Annotated in this window: 14 protein-coding genes and 1 tRNA gene; 7 read left to right on the top strand and 8 right to left on the bottom strand. The window is 67.4% G+C overall.

The genetic code is table 11. The features are described 5' to 3' along the window. Nucleotides 1-132: 132 nt before the first annotated feature. The 3 genes from WT97_RS28210 to mfd all read right to left on the bottom strand — a co-directional run bounded on the left by WT97_RS28210 (nt 133) and on the right by mfd (nt 6,008). Nucleotides 133-1,152: a threonine/serine dehydratase gene (locus WT97_RS28210; RefSeq protein ID WP_059505980.1), complete on the bottom strand. Its 1,020-nt coding sequence runs from the start codon at nt 1,150-1,152 to the stop codon at nt 133-135. 60 nt (nt 1,153-1,212) lie between these two features. After that, nucleotides 1,213-2,433 (bottom strand): acetylornithine deacetylase, encoded by a 1,221-nt coding sequence (argE, locus tag WT97_RS28205; protein ID WP_060354828.1) that lies wholly within the window; start codon nt 2,431-2,433, stop codon nt 1,213-1,215. A 104-nt stretch (nt 2,434-2,537) separates the two neighbouring features. Beyond that, nucleotides 2,538-6,008 (bottom strand): transcription-repair coupling factor, encoded by a 3,471-nt coding sequence (gene mfd, locus WT97_RS28200; RefSeq protein ID WP_059505985.1) that lies wholly within the window; start codon nt 6,006-6,008, stop codon nt 2,538-2,540. Nucleotides 6,009-6,115: 107 nt separating this feature from the next. On the opposite strand from mfd, the gene ispD reads away from it, so the two are divergent. Further along, on the top strand, nt 6,116-6,826 hold the full coding sequence (ispD, locus tag WT97_RS28195; RefSeq protein WP_059505987.1) for a 2-C-methyl-D-erythritol 4-phosphate cytidylyltransferase: 711 nt from the start codon (nt 6,116-6,118) through the stop codon (nt 6,824-6,826). A 29-nt stretch (nt 6,827-6,855) separates the two neighbouring features. Next, nucleotides 6,856-7,341, top strand: coding sequence for a 2-C-methyl-D-erythritol 2,4-cyclodiphosphate synthase (gene ispF, locus WT97_RS28190; protein ID WP_059505989.1), 486 nt, complete (start codon nt 6,856-6,858; stop codon nt 7,339-7,341). A gap of 121 nt (nt 7,342-7,462) precedes the next feature. Here ispF and WT97_RS28185 read toward each other — a convergent pair whose 3' ends face one another. The 4 genes from WT97_RS28185 to ompR all read right to left on the bottom strand — a co-directional run bounded on the left by WT97_RS28185 (nt 7,463) and on the right by ompR (nt 10,942). Further along, nucleotides 7,463-7,990 carry a carboxymuconolactone decarboxylase family protein gene (locus WT97_RS28185; protein WP_006478562.1) on the bottom strand — a complete coding sequence of 176 codons (528 nt, stop codon included), beginning with the start codon at nt 7,988-7,990 and terminating at the stop codon, nt 7,463-7,465. Between the two features lie 76 nt (nt 7,991-8,066). Next, nucleotides 8,067-8,615 carry a peroxiredoxin gene (locus WT97_RS28180; protein WP_006478563.1) on the bottom strand — a complete coding sequence of 183 codons (549 nt, stop codon included), beginning with the start codon at nt 8,613-8,615 and terminating at the stop codon, nt 8,067-8,069. Between the two features lie 189 nt (nt 8,616-8,804). Next, the gene (locus WT97_RS28175) at nt 8,805-10,166 is read right to left on the bottom strand and encodes an ATP-binding protein (RefSeq protein WP_059505991.1); all 1,362 of its coding nucleotides are present in this window, start codon (nt 10,164-10,166) and stop codon (nt 8,805-8,807) included. A 41-nt stretch (nt 10,167-10,207) separates the two neighbouring features. Then, nucleotides 10,208-10,942, bottom strand: a complete 735-nt coding sequence (gene ompR, locus WT97_RS28170; protein WP_006478565.1) for a two-component system response regulator OmpR — start codon at nt 10,940-10,942, stop codon at nt 10,208-10,210. Nucleotides 10,943-11,200: 258 nt separating this feature from the next. On the opposite strand from ompR, the gene WT97_RS28165 reads away from it, so the two are divergent. The 3 genes from WT97_RS28165 (at nt 11,201) to WT97_RS28155 (ending at nt 14,395) form a co-directional block, all read left to right on the top strand. Further along, nucleotides 11,201-11,479, top strand: a complete 279-nt coding sequence (locus WT97_RS28165) for a hypothetical protein (RefSeq protein WP_034207558.1) — start codon at nt 11,201-11,203, stop codon at nt 11,477-11,479. 134 nt (nt 11,480-11,613) lie between these two features. Further along, nucleotides 11,614-13,110, top strand: a complete 1,497-nt coding sequence (locus WT97_RS28160) for a DUF1800 family protein (protein WP_060354860.1) — start codon at nt 11,614-11,616, stop codon at nt 13,108-13,110. Between the two features lie 64 nt (nt 13,111-13,174). Next, on the top strand, nt 13,175-14,395 hold the full coding sequence (locus WT97_RS28155) for a DUF1501 domain-containing protein (protein ID WP_060354827.1): 1,221 nt from the start codon (nt 13,175-13,177) through the stop codon (nt 14,393-14,395). Nucleotides 14,396-14,405: 10 nt separating this feature from the next. On the opposite strand, the gene hpnD is transcribed toward WT97_RS28155, so the two are convergent. Continuing rightward, nucleotides 14,406-15,239, bottom strand: a complete 834-nt coding sequence (gene hpnD / locus WT97_RS28150; RefSeq protein ID WP_059790633.1) for a presqualene diphosphate synthase HpnD — start codon at nt 15,237-15,239, stop codon at nt 14,406-14,408. Between the two features lie 246 nt (nt 15,240-15,485). Here hpnD and WT97_RS28145 point away from each other — a divergent pair. Next, a tRNA-Leu gene (locus WT97_RS28145) sits at nt 15,486-15,572 on the top strand. Between the two features lie 190 nt (nt 15,573-15,762). After that, the gene (locus tag WT97_RS28140; protein ID WP_059505996.1) at nt 15,763-16,056 is read left to right on the top strand and encodes a hypothetical protein; all 294 of its coding nucleotides are present in this window, start codon (nt 15,763-15,765) and stop codon (nt 16,054-16,056) included. Nucleotides 16,057-16,221 lie beyond the last annotated feature (165 nt).

Here is a 16,221-nt window from a genome sequence, read left to right as displayed (position 1 = left end):
GCCCATTTCGTGACGATCGACCTTCGCGCGCGCAAAACGCTGCATGCTCAACCACTTGCGTGCGTGTCCGGCGGGTTATCAACAGGGCTGTCAACATAATCTGGGGATAACCCTGAGTTGGCCGGCGCGCGCTCAGTGTTGCAGTTGCGCGTGCGCGAGATGCATGCCGAGCGTGGCGGGATCGGTATTCGTGCCCGACAGCAGCACGCCGACGCGCTTGCCCTGCAGCGTTTCGCGCAGCGGGCCGAGCAGCGCGGCGAGGGCGGCCGCGCAGGCCGGCTCGACCGACAGCTTCAGGTGCGAGAACAGGAACAGCATCGCGGCTCGCAGCGCGTCGTCGGATACGGTGACGATGCGCTCGAGGTGGCGCCGGCACAACTGGTAGCTGTATTCCTCGGTATGCGGCGCCATCAGCGAATCGGCGATCGTCTGCATCGCGCTCATCTTGATCGTGTGATTGGCCGCGAAGCTGCGGCTCATCGCATCGGCGCCTTCCGGCTCGACGCCGTACACGTGCACGCGCGGATTCGCGAGCCGCAGCGCGGTCGCCGTGCCGGCCGCGAGACCGCCGCCGCCGATCGGCACGATCACCGCGTCGAGGTCCGGCGTTTGCGTCGCCCATTCGTAGCCGAGCGTCGCGGTGCCGAGGATTGTGTGATAGCCGTTGAACGGATGAATGAAGAAGCGCCCTTCCTCGGCCTCGATGCGCCGCACGAGATCGAACGCCTGCGACGCGCTGCCCGCCAGCACGACTTCCGCGCGGTACTGCTTGCATTGCGCGATGCGCGTCGGGCTCGCGGTATGGAACATCACGACCTTCGCGCTGCTGCCGAGCCGCATCGCCGCATATGCGACGGCCGCTGCATGATTGCCGGCCGACACGCAGGTGACGCCGGCGTTCTTGCGGCCTTCGTCGAGCGCGAGCAGGTGCGTGAACGCGCCGCGCGCCTTGAAGCTGCCGCTCGCCTGCAGCAGTTCGAACTTGAAGTTGACGTGCGTGCCTTCGAGGGAAGGCAGGTCGGCGCGTTCGAACACGGGCGTGCGCGCGACCCAGGGCGACAACGCGAAATGCTGCGCGGCGATTTCGTCGAGCGTCGGAATCGGCTCGCCGTCGATCGTCGTATGGGCGGTGCCTTGCTGTTCAGTCGACATGACGTGGCGGGTGGCGGAGTGGACCGGCCCGCACACGCGGGCCGGCGTGGCGGGAGGCAGTCAGTGCGCGTCGACCGACATGCTGCGGATGAACTTGCGCAGGAACTGCTCGCAGCCGGCGAGCTGCGCGAGCTCGACATATTCGTTCGGCTTGTGCGCCTGCTCGATGTTGCCGGGGCCGCACACGACGCTCGGGATGCCCGCGCGTTCGAACAGGCCGGCCTCGGTGCCGTACGCGACCTTGCGCTTGTCCTGGTCGGCCGTCAGCGCGCGCACGAGCTGCGTGATCGCGGCCTGTTCGGTCGCGTCGAGGCCGGGCGCCGCGGCGATCTTCGAGAACTCGATCGCGGCGTTCGGATGTTCGCGAAGCATCTGCGGCAACAGCGTTTCCTGCGCATACGTTTCGATGCGCGTGAAGATCTGCTCGGGATCGAGCGTCGGCAGGTTGCGGAATTCGAAGTCGAAGCGGCACTCGGCCGGCACTGTGTTGATCGCGTTGCCGCCCTGGATCGTGCTCGTCTGCGCGGTGGTGAACGGCACGTCGTACAGTTCGTCGAACGGGCCTTCGGCGCGAAAGCGCTCGGCGATGTCGCGGATGTGGCAGATGAGGCGCGCCGCATACTCGATCGCGTTGAGCCCCTTCGGCGTCAGCGACGAATGCGCCGCATGGCCGCGCACGCAGCAGCGGTATGCGTTGATGCCCTTGTGCGCGATGATCGGCCGCATGCTGGTCGGCTCGCCGACGATGCAGCCGGACGGCTGCACGCCACGCTTCACCAGATCGGCGATCATCAGCGGCGCGCCCGCACAGCCGATTTCCTCGTCGTAGGACAGCGCGAAATGGATCGGCTTCGCGAGCTTCGTCGCCTGCATCTCGGGCAGCAGCGCGAGCGCCGCGCCGATGAAGCCCTTCATGTCGCAGGTGCCGCGGCCGTACAGGCGGCCATCGCGGATTTCCGGCGCGAACGGGTTGCTGTCCCATTGCTGGCCGTCGACCGGCACGACGTCGGTGTGGCCCGACAGCACGATGCCGCCGTTGGTCGAGCCGTCGTGCGCGGGCACGGTGGCAAACAGGTTCGCCCAGCCTTCGCGCGGATCGTGCGTGATCGTCGACGCGATGCCCTTCGCGGCGAGCGCGTCGCGTACCGTTTCGATCAGGCCGAGGTTCGGCACGCGGCTCGTCGTGTCCATCGACACGAGCTGCTTGACCCAGGGCAGGCTGACGAGCGATGCGTCGCCTTCGGTTGCGGCGGACGGTGCCGTCGCGTCGGGAGTGGACATGGCAAAACTCCGTCTGATGAATGGGAAATCATACTCAAAAACGCGCCGGCCCGCCTTCGTCGGGCGCGATGCGGTGCAGCAACGTCGCGCCCGTCGGGATCGCGTCAACGGGCCGCGACGGCCGCCCCCTGTTTCGGGCCGAGCGCGCGCAGCGTTTCCTTGATCGTCGACACGCGGATCGCGAGGTCGGGCGAGCGCGTCTCGATGCGCAGCTTGTCCTGGCCCGCGAGCTTGATGTGGCGATGCTTCTGCACCATCTCGATGATGCGCATCGGATCGATCGGCGGATTCGGCTCGAACTGCAGCCCGATCGCGGCCTCGCTCGCGTCGATCTTCACGATGCCGAGCGGCTTCGCGGCGATCCGCAGCCGGTGCGTCTCGACGAGCGCGTGCGCCTGCGGCGGCAGCTTGCCGAAGCGGTCGATCAGTTCCTCCTGGATGCCGTCGATCGCGTCGCCGTGCTCGCAGTTCGCGAGCCGCTTGTACAGCGACAGCCGCTCCTGTACGTCCGCGCAGTAGTCGGCCGGCAGGATCGCGGGCGCGTGCAGGTTGATTTCGGTCGTCGCGGCGAGCGGGGCGGTGAGGTCGGGTTCCTTGCCGTTCTTCAGCGCCTTCACCGCGTCGTTCAGCATGTCCGTATAGAGCTGGAAGCCGATCTCGTGGATTTCGCCCGACTGCTTGTCGCCGAGCACTTCGCCGGTGCCGCGGATCTCGAGGTCGTGCATCGCGAGATAGAAGCCCGAGCCCAGTTCCTCCATCTGCTGGATCGCTTCCAGCCGGCGCTGCGCCTGCTTGGTCAGCGCCTGCGGATCGTGGACCAGCAGGTACGCATACGCCTGATGGTGCGAACGGCCGACGCGGCCGCGCAGCTGGTGAAGCTGCGCGAGGCCGAACTTGTCCGCGCGGTGCATGATGATCGTGTTCGCGCTCGGTACGTCGATGCCGGTCTCGATGATGGTCGTGCACAGCAGCACGTTCGCGCGCTGCGCGACGAAGTCGCGCATCACGCGTTCGAGTTCGCGTTCGTGCATCTGGCCGTGCGCGATCACGATGCGCGCCTCGGGCACGAGCGCCTCGAGCATCGCCTTGCGGTTCTCGATCGTCTCGACTTCGTTGTGCAGGAAGTACACCTGGCCGCCGCGCTTCAGCTCGCGCAGCATCGCTTCGCGGATCACGCTTTCTTCCTCGCGACGCACGAAGGTCTTGATCGCGAGCCGCTTCTGCGGCGCGGTCGCGATCACCGAGAAATCGCGCAGCCCTTCGAGCGCCATCCCGAGCGTGCGCGGAATCGGCGTCGCGGTGAGCGTCAGCACGTCGACTTCCGCGCGCAGCGCCTTCAGCGCTTCCTTCTGGCGCACGCCGAAGCGGTGTTCCTCGTCGATGATCACGAGGCCGAGGCGCTTGAACTGCACGTCCGACGACAGCAGCTTGTGCGTGCCGATCACGATGTCCACGCTGCCTTCGTTGATCTGCGCGATCGCCGCGTTCACTTCCTTCGCGGTCTTGAAGCGCGACAGCTCGACGATCCGCACCGGCCAGTCCGCGAAGCGGTCGGCGAAGGTCTGCGTGTGCTGCTCGGCGAGCAGCGTGGTCGGCGACAGCAGTGCGACCTGCTTGCCGCCCAGCACCGCGATGAACGCCGCACGCAGCGCGACCTCGGTCTTGCCGAAGCCGACGTCGCCGCACACGAGGCGATCCATCGGCTTGCCGCTCGTCATGTCGCCGATCACGGCCGCGATCGCCGCGGCCTGGTCGGGGGTTTCCTCGAAGCCGAAGCTTTCCGCGAATTTCACGTAGTCGCGCGGATCGAGCGAGAACGCGTGGCCTTCGCGGGCCGCGCGGCGCGCGTACAGGTTCAGCAGCTCGGCGGCCGTATCGCGGATCTGCTGCGCGGCCTTGCGTTTCGCGCGCTCCCACTGGCCGGAGCCGAGCGCGTGCAGCGGCGCGCTGTCGGGATCGGCGCCGCTGTAGCGCGAGATCACGTGCAGTTGCGCGACGGGCACGTAGAGCTTGCTGTCGCCCGAGTATTCGAGATGCAGGAATTCGGTCTCGCCTTCGCCGAGATCCATCGACACGAGGCCCATGTAGCGGCCGATGCCGTGCTGCGCATGGACGACCGGGTCGCCGACCTTCAGTTCCGACAGGTCGCGCACCATCGCGTCGACGTTGCTCGCCTGTTCCTGCCGGCGGCGGCCCGCGCGGCGGCCGAGCGCGCCGTACAGCTCGGTCTCGGTGACGATCGCATAGCCTTCGGCGGGCACCGCGAAGCCGGTCGCGAGCGGCGCGACGCCGAGCGCGAAGCGTTCGTCGCTCGCGAGCCAGCCCGCGAAGTGGTCGTTCGACGCGGGGCGCAGGTGGTGCTCCGCGAGCAGTTGCAGGATCGTCTCGCGGCGGCCGGCCGATTCGACCGTCAGCAGCACGCGCTTGCCCGACGATTCGACGAACGTGCGCAGCGATGCGAGCGGATCGTCGGCATGGCGGTCGACGGTGAGTTCGGGCAGCGCGGTCGCCCAGCCGCCGGCCGGCTGCGCGGGCAGCACGATGCGCGCGAACGGCTTCGCGAACGCGAAGAAATCCTCGTCGGACAGGAACAGCCGCTGCGGCTCGAGGATCGGCCGCTCGCGATCGTGCGCGAGGAACGCGTGACGCTGCTTCGTATCGGCCGTGAAGCGGCGGATCGATGCGTCGAGATCGCCGGCGAACACGAGATGCGCGTCCTGCGGCAGGTAGTGGAACAGCGTGGCCGTCTCGTCGAAGAAGAGCGGCAGGTAATACTCGATGCCGGCCGACGGCACGCCGTTGCCGATGTCCTTGTAGATCGGCGCGCGGCTCGGGTCGCCTTCGAAGGTTTCGCGCCAGCGGCTGCGGAAGGCCGTGCGCGCGGCTTCGTCGAACGGGAACTCGCGGCCGGGCAGCAGGCGCACGTCGCGCACCGGGTAGAGGCTGCGCTGCGTGTCGGGATCGAACGCGCGGATCGAATCGACCTGGTCGTCGAACAGGTCGATCCGGTACGGCAGCGGCGAGCCCATCGGGAACAGGTCGATCAGCGAGCCGCGCACGCAGTATTCGCCGGGGCGCACGACCTGGCTCACGTGCTCGTAGCCGGCCAGCGTGAGCTGCGCCTTCAGCTTCGCCTCGTCGAGCCGCTCGCCCTGTGCGAACGCGAAGGTGTACGCGGCCATGAACGACGCCGGCGGCATCCGGTACAGCGCGGTCGTGGCGGGCACGAGCAGGATGTCGCAGCGGCCCTCGCCGAGGTCGTGCAGCGTCGCGAGCCGCTCGGACACGAGGTCCTGGTGCGGCGAGAAGGTGTCGTACGGCAGCGTTTCCCAGTCGGGCAGCAGGCGCACGCGCGCATCGGGCGAGAAGTAGGGGATTTCCTGCGACAGCCGCTGCGCGTCGACCGCGTTCGCGCAGATCACCGCGAGCAGCGGCACGTCCGGACGGTTGTCGGCGAGATAACGGGCGATGGCGAGCGCGTCGGCGGAGCCGTGCGCGCCGTCGAAGGCGAAACGCTGGCCGGGCTTGACGCGGGCAACGGGTGAAGCGGACGGGGTGGAAGCGTTATCTGGCATAGGGACGACAGGGGTGGCGTGCACGGGCGCATCGCGGTGCGCCGGTCGAGACGAAAGACCTATTATAAAATCCGCTTCTCGATTTCATCTTTCCGGCGTTTGCCTTCGTGACTCCCCGACTTTTCGCCCTGATTCCCTGTGCCGGCACGGGCAGCCGTTCCGGCTCGGCCGTGCCGAAGCAATATCGCACGCTGGCCGGCCGCGCGCTGCTGCACTACACGCTCGCCGCGTTCGACGCGTGCAGCGAGTTCGCGCAGACGCTCGTCGTGCTCGCGCCCGACGATTCCCATTTCGACGCACGCCGCTTCGCGGGCCTGCGCTTCGCGGTGCGCCGCTGCGGCGGCGGCTCGCGGCAGGCGTCGGTGCTGAACGGGCTGCTGGAGCTGGCCGAATTCGGCGCGACCGACCACGATTGGGTGCTCGTGCACGACGCCGCGCGCCCGGGCATCACGCCGGCGCTGATCCGCACGCTCGTCGCGACGCTGAAGGACGACCCGGTCGGCGGCATCGTCGCGCTGCCGGTGGCGGACACGCTCAAGCGCGTGCCGGCCGGCGGCGACGCGATCGCGCGCACGGAGTCGCGCGACGCGCTGTGGCAGGCGCAGACCCCGCAGATGTTCCGCATCGGCATGCTGCGCGACGCGATCCTGCAGGCTCAGCGCGAAGGGCACGACCTGACCGACGAAGCGAGCGCGATCGAATGGGCCGGCCACACGCCGCGCGTCGTGCAGGGCAGCCTGCGCAACTTCAAGGTCACGTACCCGGAAGATTTCGCGCTCGCGGAAGCGATTCTCGCGCGGGCCGCGAACGCTTCCTGACTTTCCCCTCATCTCAAACCGGATTACGCATGGATTTCAGAATCGGACAAGGCTACGACGTGCACCAGCTCGTCGAAGGGCGCCCCCTCATCATCGGCGGCGTGACGATTCCGTACGCGCGCGGCCTGCTCGGCCACTCGGACGCGGACGTGCTGCTGCACGCGATCACCGACGCGCTGTTCGGCGCGGCCGCGCTCGGCGACATCGGCCGCCATTTCTCCGACACGGATGCGGCGTTCAAGGGCGCGGACAGCCGCGTGCTGCTGCGCGAGTGCGTCGCCCGCGTGAACGCGGCCGGCTTCGCGATCCAGAACGTCGACAGCACCGTGATCGCGCAGGCGCCGAAGCTCGCGCCGCATATCGACGGGATGCGCGCGAACATCGCGGCCGATCTCGGGCTGCCGCTCGACCGCGTGAACGTGAAGGCGAAGACCAACGAGAAGCTCGGCTATCTCGGCCGCGGCGAGGGTATCGAGGCGCAGGCCGCCGCGCTGCTGGTGAAGCGGAGCGGCTGACGTCCGGCGTGGCGTGCGGTTCGCGCCGCACGCCACACCGCCGAAATGAAAAATGCCACGCGAATGCGTGGCATTTTCGTTGGCAGCCGGCACGGCTCTCGCGGCCGCGCGACCGGATCGCTTATTCGCCTTCGGCGGCGATCACCTGCGCGGCGGCGTTGATCACCGACGCGATGCGGCCGACGTCGCGCAGTTGCGTGACGGTCATCCCTTGCTCGTTCTTCAGCAGCGCATAGTGCGACTTCACGCAGAAGTGGCACTTGCCGACGATCGACGCAGCGAGCGCGTACATCTCGAACTTGCGCTTGTCGACGCCACCGTGCGTTGCATACGCGCCCATCCGCAATTCGGCGCGCTGCGTCTTCAGGTCGGCGTCGTCGGCCATCTCGACATACGGATACCAGGTGTTGTTCATCCCCATCAGCGCGGCCGCCGTCAGCACGGCGTTCGTCTCCTCGGGCGACAGCACGCCGGCTTCGCGAATCGTCTTGACGAGCACCGTGCTCTTCGCCGCGATGGCCGCCGCCAGCGCCACGCCGACCGCGTCGGTGCCTTCGAGCGACGAGCGCGAGATCGTGCCGTCGAGGTTCAGGCGAATGTCCTTCGCGTAGTCGGGAATACGTGCCTTAATCGAGTCGATGAATTCCATTGATATCTCCTATGGGTTGGCCGTTAAAAAAGCCCGCAGGCAGGACGTGCGCCGCGGGCTTCGTGCATCGATGCGCTTACAGCGTTGCGCCGCCGACTGCACGGTTGCACGGGCACAGTTCGTCCGTTTGCAGGCCGTCCAGAATGCGCAGGACTTCTTCCGGGCTGCGGCCGACGTTCAGGTTGTTCACCGAAACGTGCTGGATCGTGTTGTCCGGATCGACGATGAACGTCGCACGCAGGGCCACGCCGGCTTCCTTGTCGCGCACGCCGAGCTGGTCGATCAGTTCGCCCTTGACGTCGCCGAACGAGTAGTGGTTCAGCTTGTCGAGGTCCTTGTGCTCACGGCGCCATGCGAGCTTGACGAATTCGTTGTCCGAGCTGCCGCCGAGCAGGACGGCGTCGCGCTCTTCGAACTGCTTCGTGAGCTTCGCGAACTCGACGATTTCCGTCGGGCACACGAACGTGAAATCCTTCGGATAGAAGTAGATGATCTTCCACTTGCCCGGGAACGACGCTTCGGTGACGGTCTCGAACGCCGACTGGCCGTTTTCCTCGTGATTGTTGAAGCCCGGCTTCGCGGCTACGACGGTGAAAGCTTCGAGTTTATCGCCCACGGTTTTCATGCGGATACTCCTGTGTGAGTTGGGAAGAAGACTGAGTCAAGCTACCTCGGTGCTGCAACGATGATGTGACAGCATGAAAGGGACTATAACACTATTGATGTTTCGCTTCAATAGATTTTGACTAACGCCCTTCATAGCTTTTGTCAACCGGATCGATAGTGTGACGCGCAAGATGCGTGCGCGAACGTGTCATGCGGTCGCACGCGCCTTGCCGGCGCCGGGGAATTCGAGCGTGACTTCGAGGCCGGCGTCCGGGTGGCGGTTGCGCAGGCGCAGCGCGCCGCGGTAGCGGCCGACGAGCCGCAGCACGATCGCCATGCCGAGGCCTGTGCCGTCCGCCTTGGTGCGCGCGGTGTCGACGCGGTAGAACGGCCGCATCACGAGCGGCAACTGATCCTCGGGAATGCCGGGGCCTTCGTCGCTCACCGACAGCTCGACGCGCGCATGCGACACGCGCGTCTCGAGCGTGATCCGCGAGATGCCGTCCTGCTTGCTCTGGCCGTACTTGCGCGCGTTCTCGACGAGGTTGCCGATCACGCGCCGCATGTCGGTCTCGTCAGCTTCGATGATCGCGCTCGGCGCGAGCCGCGTGCGGATTTCGACGCCGTCCTCGCCCGACACGCGCGCGGCGACGTCCTGCGCGACCGACGATAGATCGACGGGCTCGGGCTTGCGCTGCGACGGGCGCGCGTAGTCGATGAAGGCCGCGATGATGCGGTCCATCTGTTCGATGTCGTCGACCATCGCGTCCTTGGTCGCCTGGTCGGACGGGCTCATCTCGGTTTCGAGCCGCAGCCGCGCAAGCGGCGTGCGCAGGTCGTGCGAGATGCCCGCGAGCATCAGCGCGCGATCGGCCTCGAGCTGTTCGAGGTCGCGCACCATCTGGTTGAAGCTGCGGTTGGTCTCGGCCGCGACGCCCATCCCGCGCTCGGGCAGCGGCTCGGGCGCCTGGCCCGAACCGACCTGGCGCGCGGCGAGCGCGAGCCGCGAGAACGGCCGGTTCACGAGGCTGGTGATGAACGCGGAGCCGAACAGCGACAGCGCGAGCGCGAACAGCCCCCAGCCGGCCCACTGCAGGCCCGTGACGTTGTCGAGCTGATCGCGATCGAGTGCGACCCAATAATCGTCGTCGTCGATCTTGAAGCTGATCCACACGCCGGGAATGTCGTTGACCGACTGCGCGATCACGGTATCGTCGCCGAGGCGGCTGCGGATGTCGTGTTCGATCAGGCGGTTCAGCGATTCGTCGGGCTGCAACTTGAACTTGTCGGTTTTTTCGCGCGGGTACACGCGCACGCCCTCGTTGCTCTCGAGATCCTGCAGCAGCGCGCGCCGCAAGTCGGGATCGGAATAGAGCAGGGCGGTGCGCGTGAGCTTCACGACCGCGACGAGCTGGAGCGCGACGCGTTGCGCACGCGGCTCGCGCTCGATCACGCGAAAGCTCTGGAACCACGCGGCGAGACTGACCGAGATCAGCAGCGCGATCAGCAGGAAGGTGCGCCAGAACAGCCCGCCGAACGCGAGCTGCAGAAGGCGCCGGTCGATACGCATGGGACGGGCCGTGGGCGGGGCGAAACCGGGAAGGAAAAAGCTCAGGCAGCGCCGTCCGGGATGAACACGTAGCCGAGGCCCCAGACGGTCTGGATGAAGCGCGGGCTGCCCGGATCCGGTTCGATCAGCTTGCGCAGGCGCGAGATCTGCACGTCGAGGCTGCGGTCGAACACTTCATATTCGCGGCCGCGTGCGAGCTCCATCAGCTTTTCACGCGACAGCGGCTGGCGCGGATGACGCGCGAACACTTTCAGCACCGAGAATTCGCCGGTGGTCAGCGGAATTTCCTGGCCGGACTTGGTCAGCGTGCGCGTGGCGAGATTCAGCGAGAATTCGCCGAACTCGAATACCTCGGTGGTTTCCGACGGTGCGCCCGGCAGTTCGGCCGGCGCCTGGCGGCGCAGCACCGCATGAATGCGCGCGACCAGTTCGCGCGGATTGAACGGCTTCGGCAGGTAATCGTCGGCGCCCATCTCGAGGCCGACGATGCGATCGACGTCCTCGCCCTTCGCGGTGAGCATGATGATCGGCGTGCGGTCGTTGCTGCCGCGCAGCCGGCGGCAGATCGACAGGCCGTCTTCGCCGGGCAGCATCAGGTCGAGCACGAGCAGGTCGAAACGCTCGCGGACCCAGAGCTTGTTCATCGCGGTTGCGTTTTCCGCGACGTAGACGTTGAAACCCTGTTCGCCGAGATAGCGGCGCAGCAGATCGCGCAGGCGAGGGTCGTCGTCGACGACGAGAATCTTGGAGGGGTTTTTCGTTTCCATGATCGGCATCTTATCGTGAATGGGAATTGGCGCACGGCCGCGTATTTTCGTGCGTTACAGTCGGTTACAAAATTTACCCGTAGTGTCGTGCCGAGTAAAGGCACGCTATAGAGATTCCTTTACTCGAAGCCGAAATTCGGTAGATACTCCCCTGCACTCCATCTTTCATCTTTGTACACCCGAATTCCGCAGGGTTTTTCAAGTACCAGAGGTAGCCGGTTGCCGCGTGACGAAGGGAACAAATCGACCAAAGAAGCGAGGACGGTCATGCGATCTGCCCGGATTGCACTGATGCTGACGATCGCGCTTGCCGGTCCGTATGCGTCGAACCTCGCGTATGCGCAGCGCCCCGAGCAGGGCGCATCGTCGCGCAAGCTGCCGCGCGGCAAAGCGCCGCAGCCCGATCGCGCCGCCGATATGACGGCCCGTTCCGCCGTGCCTCCCGATCTCGAACAGCGCCGTCGCGACGGGCACATGACACCCGAAGAGCGGCACCTGTTGCGCCAGCACATCGAAGACGCCGTGCGCGAGTTGTACAAGCGCTGATGCGTGCCGTCGTTCGCCTTGCGCGGAAATCCCCGCGCGGAAAGAATTCGTAGCATTTTTTCCGTCAACTTTCGGCTGCCGAATGCCGTTGTACGAGCATCCGCACCGCCGGTGCGTTCCGGGAGTCCATGACGATGAAAGCGAACGCTGCCGCACCGGCGTCGTCGCCTGCCATGCAGTCGCCGCTCGATGCCGACGACGCGGTGTTTTTTCTCGGCCGCACCGGTTTTTCTCCCGCTCCCGCCGAAGTCGCGCGCATCGTCGGCATGACGCGCGCGCAGGTCGTGGCCGATACGCTCGGCAATGCACGACGCGAACCCGTCACGACGTGGCCCGACTGGCTCGCCGAGCCGCCGCCGACACGCGCGCAGCGCCAGGCGCTGACGCCCGACATGCGGCGCGACGAGCAGCGCGAGCGCAATCGCCGCTACGATGCGTTGCGCGCGGCCTGGGTCAACGAGATGGTCGCGACGCCGTCGCCGCTCACCGAGCGCATGACGCTGTTCTGGCACGGGCATTTCACGTCCGGGCAGGACAAGGTGCCTTACCCGCAGACGATGGCCGCACAGAACGCGCTGTTTCGCCGCGAGGCGCTCGGCAACTTCGGCTCGCTGCTGCACGCGGTCGCGAAGGATCCGGCGATGCTGCAGTATCTCGACGGCGCGAGCAATCGCAAGGGGCGCCCGAACGAGAATTTCGCGCGCGAGGTGATGGAGCTGTTCACGCTCGGCGAAGGGCATTACACGCAATACGACGTGACCGAGGCCGCGCGCGCGATGACGGGCTGGACGGTCGATCCCGACACGCTGCGCTTCGCGGTGCGGCCCGAATGGCACGATGCCGGCGACAAGACGATCCTCGGCGAAACCGGGCCGTTCGACGGCGACGGCTTTCTCGACATCCTGCTGAAGCGGCCGGACACCGCGCGCTTCATCGCCGGCAAGCTGTGGCGCGAGTTCGTGTCCGATACGCCGGAGCCGCGCGCGCTCGACGCGGTGGCCGAGCGGTTTCGCGCGAGCGGCTACGACATTCGCGCGGCGCTCGCCGCGCTGTGGTCGACCGACGCGTTCTGGGATCCGCGCAACCGCGGCGTGCTGGTCAAGTCGCCGGCGGAATTCGTGGTCGGCTCGGTGCGGCTGTTCGACGTGGCGTACGGCGATCCGCAGATGCTCGCGAACACCGTGCGCACGCTCGGACAGAACCTGTTCTATCCGCCGAACGTGAAGGGCTGGCCAGGCGGCGCGCTGTGGATCAACAGCACGACGCTGCTGTCGCGCAAGCAGTTCGTCGAGCAGTTGTTCCGCGCGACCGAGACGGCCGGCATGCGGCCGCCGGCCCGTGCGATCGCGCCGTCGCCGAGCGCGCACGCGATGCCGGTGGCCGACGCGGCGTCTGCCGCCGGCCCGCGCGGCATGCCCGCCAAGCCCGCGCGCGGCGGCTTGCGTTTCGACCTCGAGCGCTGGCTCGCGCAGTATCGTGCGCGGCCTCAGGCGATCGTGGGATTGTCCACCGAGTTGCAATTGCAGCACGCGGTGCTGCAACTCTCGCCGGTCGCGGCGATCGACACGGATTCGACCGGCAGCGCGTATCTCGAGGCGCTGCTGATGGATCCGGCCTATCAACTGAAATGATGCGAACGACGACGAAGCGGGTGGCGGCCGCGGCCAAGGCGGGCGGCGAACCAAAGGATGTGCGATGAACCGACGTGATTTTCTGACACTGACGGGCGCCGCGGCGGCCGCCGGCGTGTCGATGTGGCAGGCGAGCGCGGTGGCGGCTGCCGCGCCGCAGGCCGGCCGAAAGCCTGCGGCCGGGTATGCGAACGTGCTGATCCTCGTCGAGCTCAAGGGCGGCAACGACGGCCTCAACACGGTGGTGCCGTACGCGGACCCGCTGTACTACTCGTTCCGGCGCGGCATCGGCATCAAGCGCGAGCAGGTGCTGCAGCTCGACGCGCAGACGGGGCTGCATCCGTCGCTCGCGCCGCTGATGCCGCTGTGGCGTGACGGGCAGGTCGCGGTCGTGCAGGGTGTCGGCTATCCGCAGCCGAACCTGTCGCATTTCCGCTCGATCGAGATCTGGGACACCGCGTCGCGCTCGGATCAGTACCTGCACGAAGGCTGGCTCACGCGCACGTTCGCGCAGGCGCCCGTGCCGCCCGGTTTCGCGGCGGACGGCGTCGTGCTCGGCAGCGCCGAGATGGGGCCGTTGTCGAACGGCGCGCGCGCGATCGCGCTCGTCAATCCCGCGCAGTTCATCCGTGCGGCCCGGCTCGCCGAGCCGTCGTCGCTGCGCGAACAGAACCCGGCGCTCGCGCACATCGTCGACGTCGAGAACGACATCGTGAAGGCGGCCGACCGGCTGCGCCCGCGCGGCGGGATGCGCGAATTCAGGACGGCCTTTCCGGCCGGTGCGTTCGGCACGTCGGTGAAGACCGCGATGCAGGTGCTGGCCGCGTGCGAAGCGTCGGGGTCCGGCGCGCAGGACGGTGTCGCGGTGCTGCGCCTGACGCTCAACGGCTTCGACACGCACCAGAACCAGCCGGGGCAGCACGCCGCGCTGCTCAAGCAGTTCGCGGACGGGATGAGCGCGATGCGCGCGGCGCTGATCGAACTCGGGCGCTGGAACGAGACGCTCGTGATGACGTATGCGGAATTCGGCCGGCGCGTGCGCGAGAACCAGAGCAACGGCACCGATCACGGCACGGCCGCACCGCATTTCGTGATGGGCGGTCGCGTGGCGGGTGGGCTGTACGGTGCACCGCCCGCGTTCGGGCGGCTCGACGGCAACGGCAACCTGCCGGTCGCGGTCGATTTCCGCCAGCTTTATGCGACCGTGCTCGCGTCCTGGTGGGGGCTCGACGCGACGCGCGTGCTGCAGCAGCGTTTCGACACGCTGCCGCTGCTGAAGGCGTGATGCGCGCCGCTCAACGGCGGCGCGCGGCGCGCCACGCGATCCACAGCTTGCGGATCGGCGTCAGCGCGATGCGCTGATGCAGCACCTGGTAGCCGTCGCGCGCGATTTCGTCGAGCAGCGCGCCGGCCAGCGCGATCTGCGCGCGCAGCGTGCGCTGCGCGCGGCGTTCGGCGGCGGGAATCGCCGCATCGGCGGCCGCGAGCGCTTCGCGCGCGCGGGTCGTCTGGAATTGCAGCAATTCGGTGAACGCCGGGCTGTAGCGGCGGTTCAGCAGATCGGCCGCGGTCACGTTGTAGCGCTGCAGTTCGTCGATCGGCAGATAGATGCGGCCGTGGCGTGCGTCGTTGCCGAGCTCCTGCACGAATTGCGCGAGCATCAGCGCGCGGCCGACGTCCGCGGCCCATGGCTGCGGGTCGGCCGGGTGCGTCGAGCTGGCGCGCGCCACCAGCGACGCGAAGGTGCCGCCGACCTGCGCGATATAGCGCTGCAGGTTCGCGAAATCGAGGTAGCGCGCCTGTTCGAGATCCATCCCGTAACCGTTGACGAGCGTGCGCAGCGCATCGGCCTCGGCGGCGATCGCGGGGTGATGCTGCGCGAGCGCCTTCGTGACGGGGTGCGACGGTTGCCCGTCGGCCAGCGCCGCGAGTTCCTTGTGCCACCACGCGAGCTTCGTGTGTCCGACGGTCGGATCGCTGGTTTCCTTGACGGTTTCCTCGAGTTCGCGGCGCAGCGCGAACAGCGCGGTCAGGCGCGGCTGCGTGGCGAGCGGCGCCTGACGCAGCGCGTAGTAGACGCTGGAGCCTGCGGGGGCGGCCTTTTGCTGACAGTAGTCGTCGAAGTTCACGGGCTCAATCGGATGGGGCGGGTTCGGGGGACGCGCGGCGGCGCGCTGCCGAAACGTCGAGCGCGGCATTCTAGCACCGCGGCACGACAGGTGCCGGCGGGGCGAGACAACGCCGCACGGATCGGGTAGAATCTCGCGCTCGCCTGATCGGGCGTGCCGGTTTTCGGGCCGGCTGAAGTGTCCCGAGCGGTCCCGGGGGCGTGGAGCACGCATCTTGCGTCCCGCGCGATCAGGCGACGGAAATGCGCGTGAGTGGCGAAATTGGTAGACGCACCAGGTTTAGGTCCTGACGCCCGCAAGGGTGTGCCGGTTCGAGTCCGGCCTCACGCACCAGAAGTCGAACGTGCCCCCGGCAGGGGCCGTTCGCGAAAAAGCGCTGCCGGTCGACTGACCGCAGCGCTTTTTTATTGACGCCGATTTCGCCGCCCGGCATCGGACCTCGCTCGAAAAACCGGCCGCGTGTAGCGTGTAATATCGTGCTTACTTTCCGCACAAGAAGTACAACGCACCGAGGGGCCCGCCGATGAAACACACCGTCCGTATCCCGATTTCCGTTCTGGCATTGATGCTGGCCGCGCCGGCCTTCGCCAATACGCCTGCCGACAATATCGCGTGGAGTGCCAGGCCCGTGAAGACGGTTGCATCGTCGTCCGCATGCTCCGCGTATTCGGGGCGTGTGATGTCGAGCGGCGAGCCGTTGTCGACGGAGGGGGTGTTGAAAGCGCTCGGCACGTCCCTGGCCGCCGCCGCGCTGGGCGCCGTCGCCGGCGGATATCAGGGCGCAGCTCCCAATCCGTGCCCGCGTCCCGGCCTGTGACTCGCTGGCAAGCGGATCGCGGAGCGCACCGCTTCAGTTGAAACGCGCACGATACGAAGCGCCGCGCGTCGCCCGACCGCGGCGCTTCGTCGTTGTGCGCCCAGCATGGGCGCACTCCTGCGGGTGCAAGTCCCGCCATAAGCTGGTCACAGCGAATGAAGTGAA

Source organism: Burkholderia sp. MSMB1459WGS (genome assembly GCF_001534535.1).
In the GTDB taxonomy this organism is placed as follows: domain Bacteria; phylum Pseudomonadota; class Gammaproteobacteria; order Burkholderiales; family Burkholderiaceae; genus Burkholderia.
Note: the sequence above shows the minus strand (reverse complement) of the source record. Positions and strands in the feature narration are given on the sequence as shown.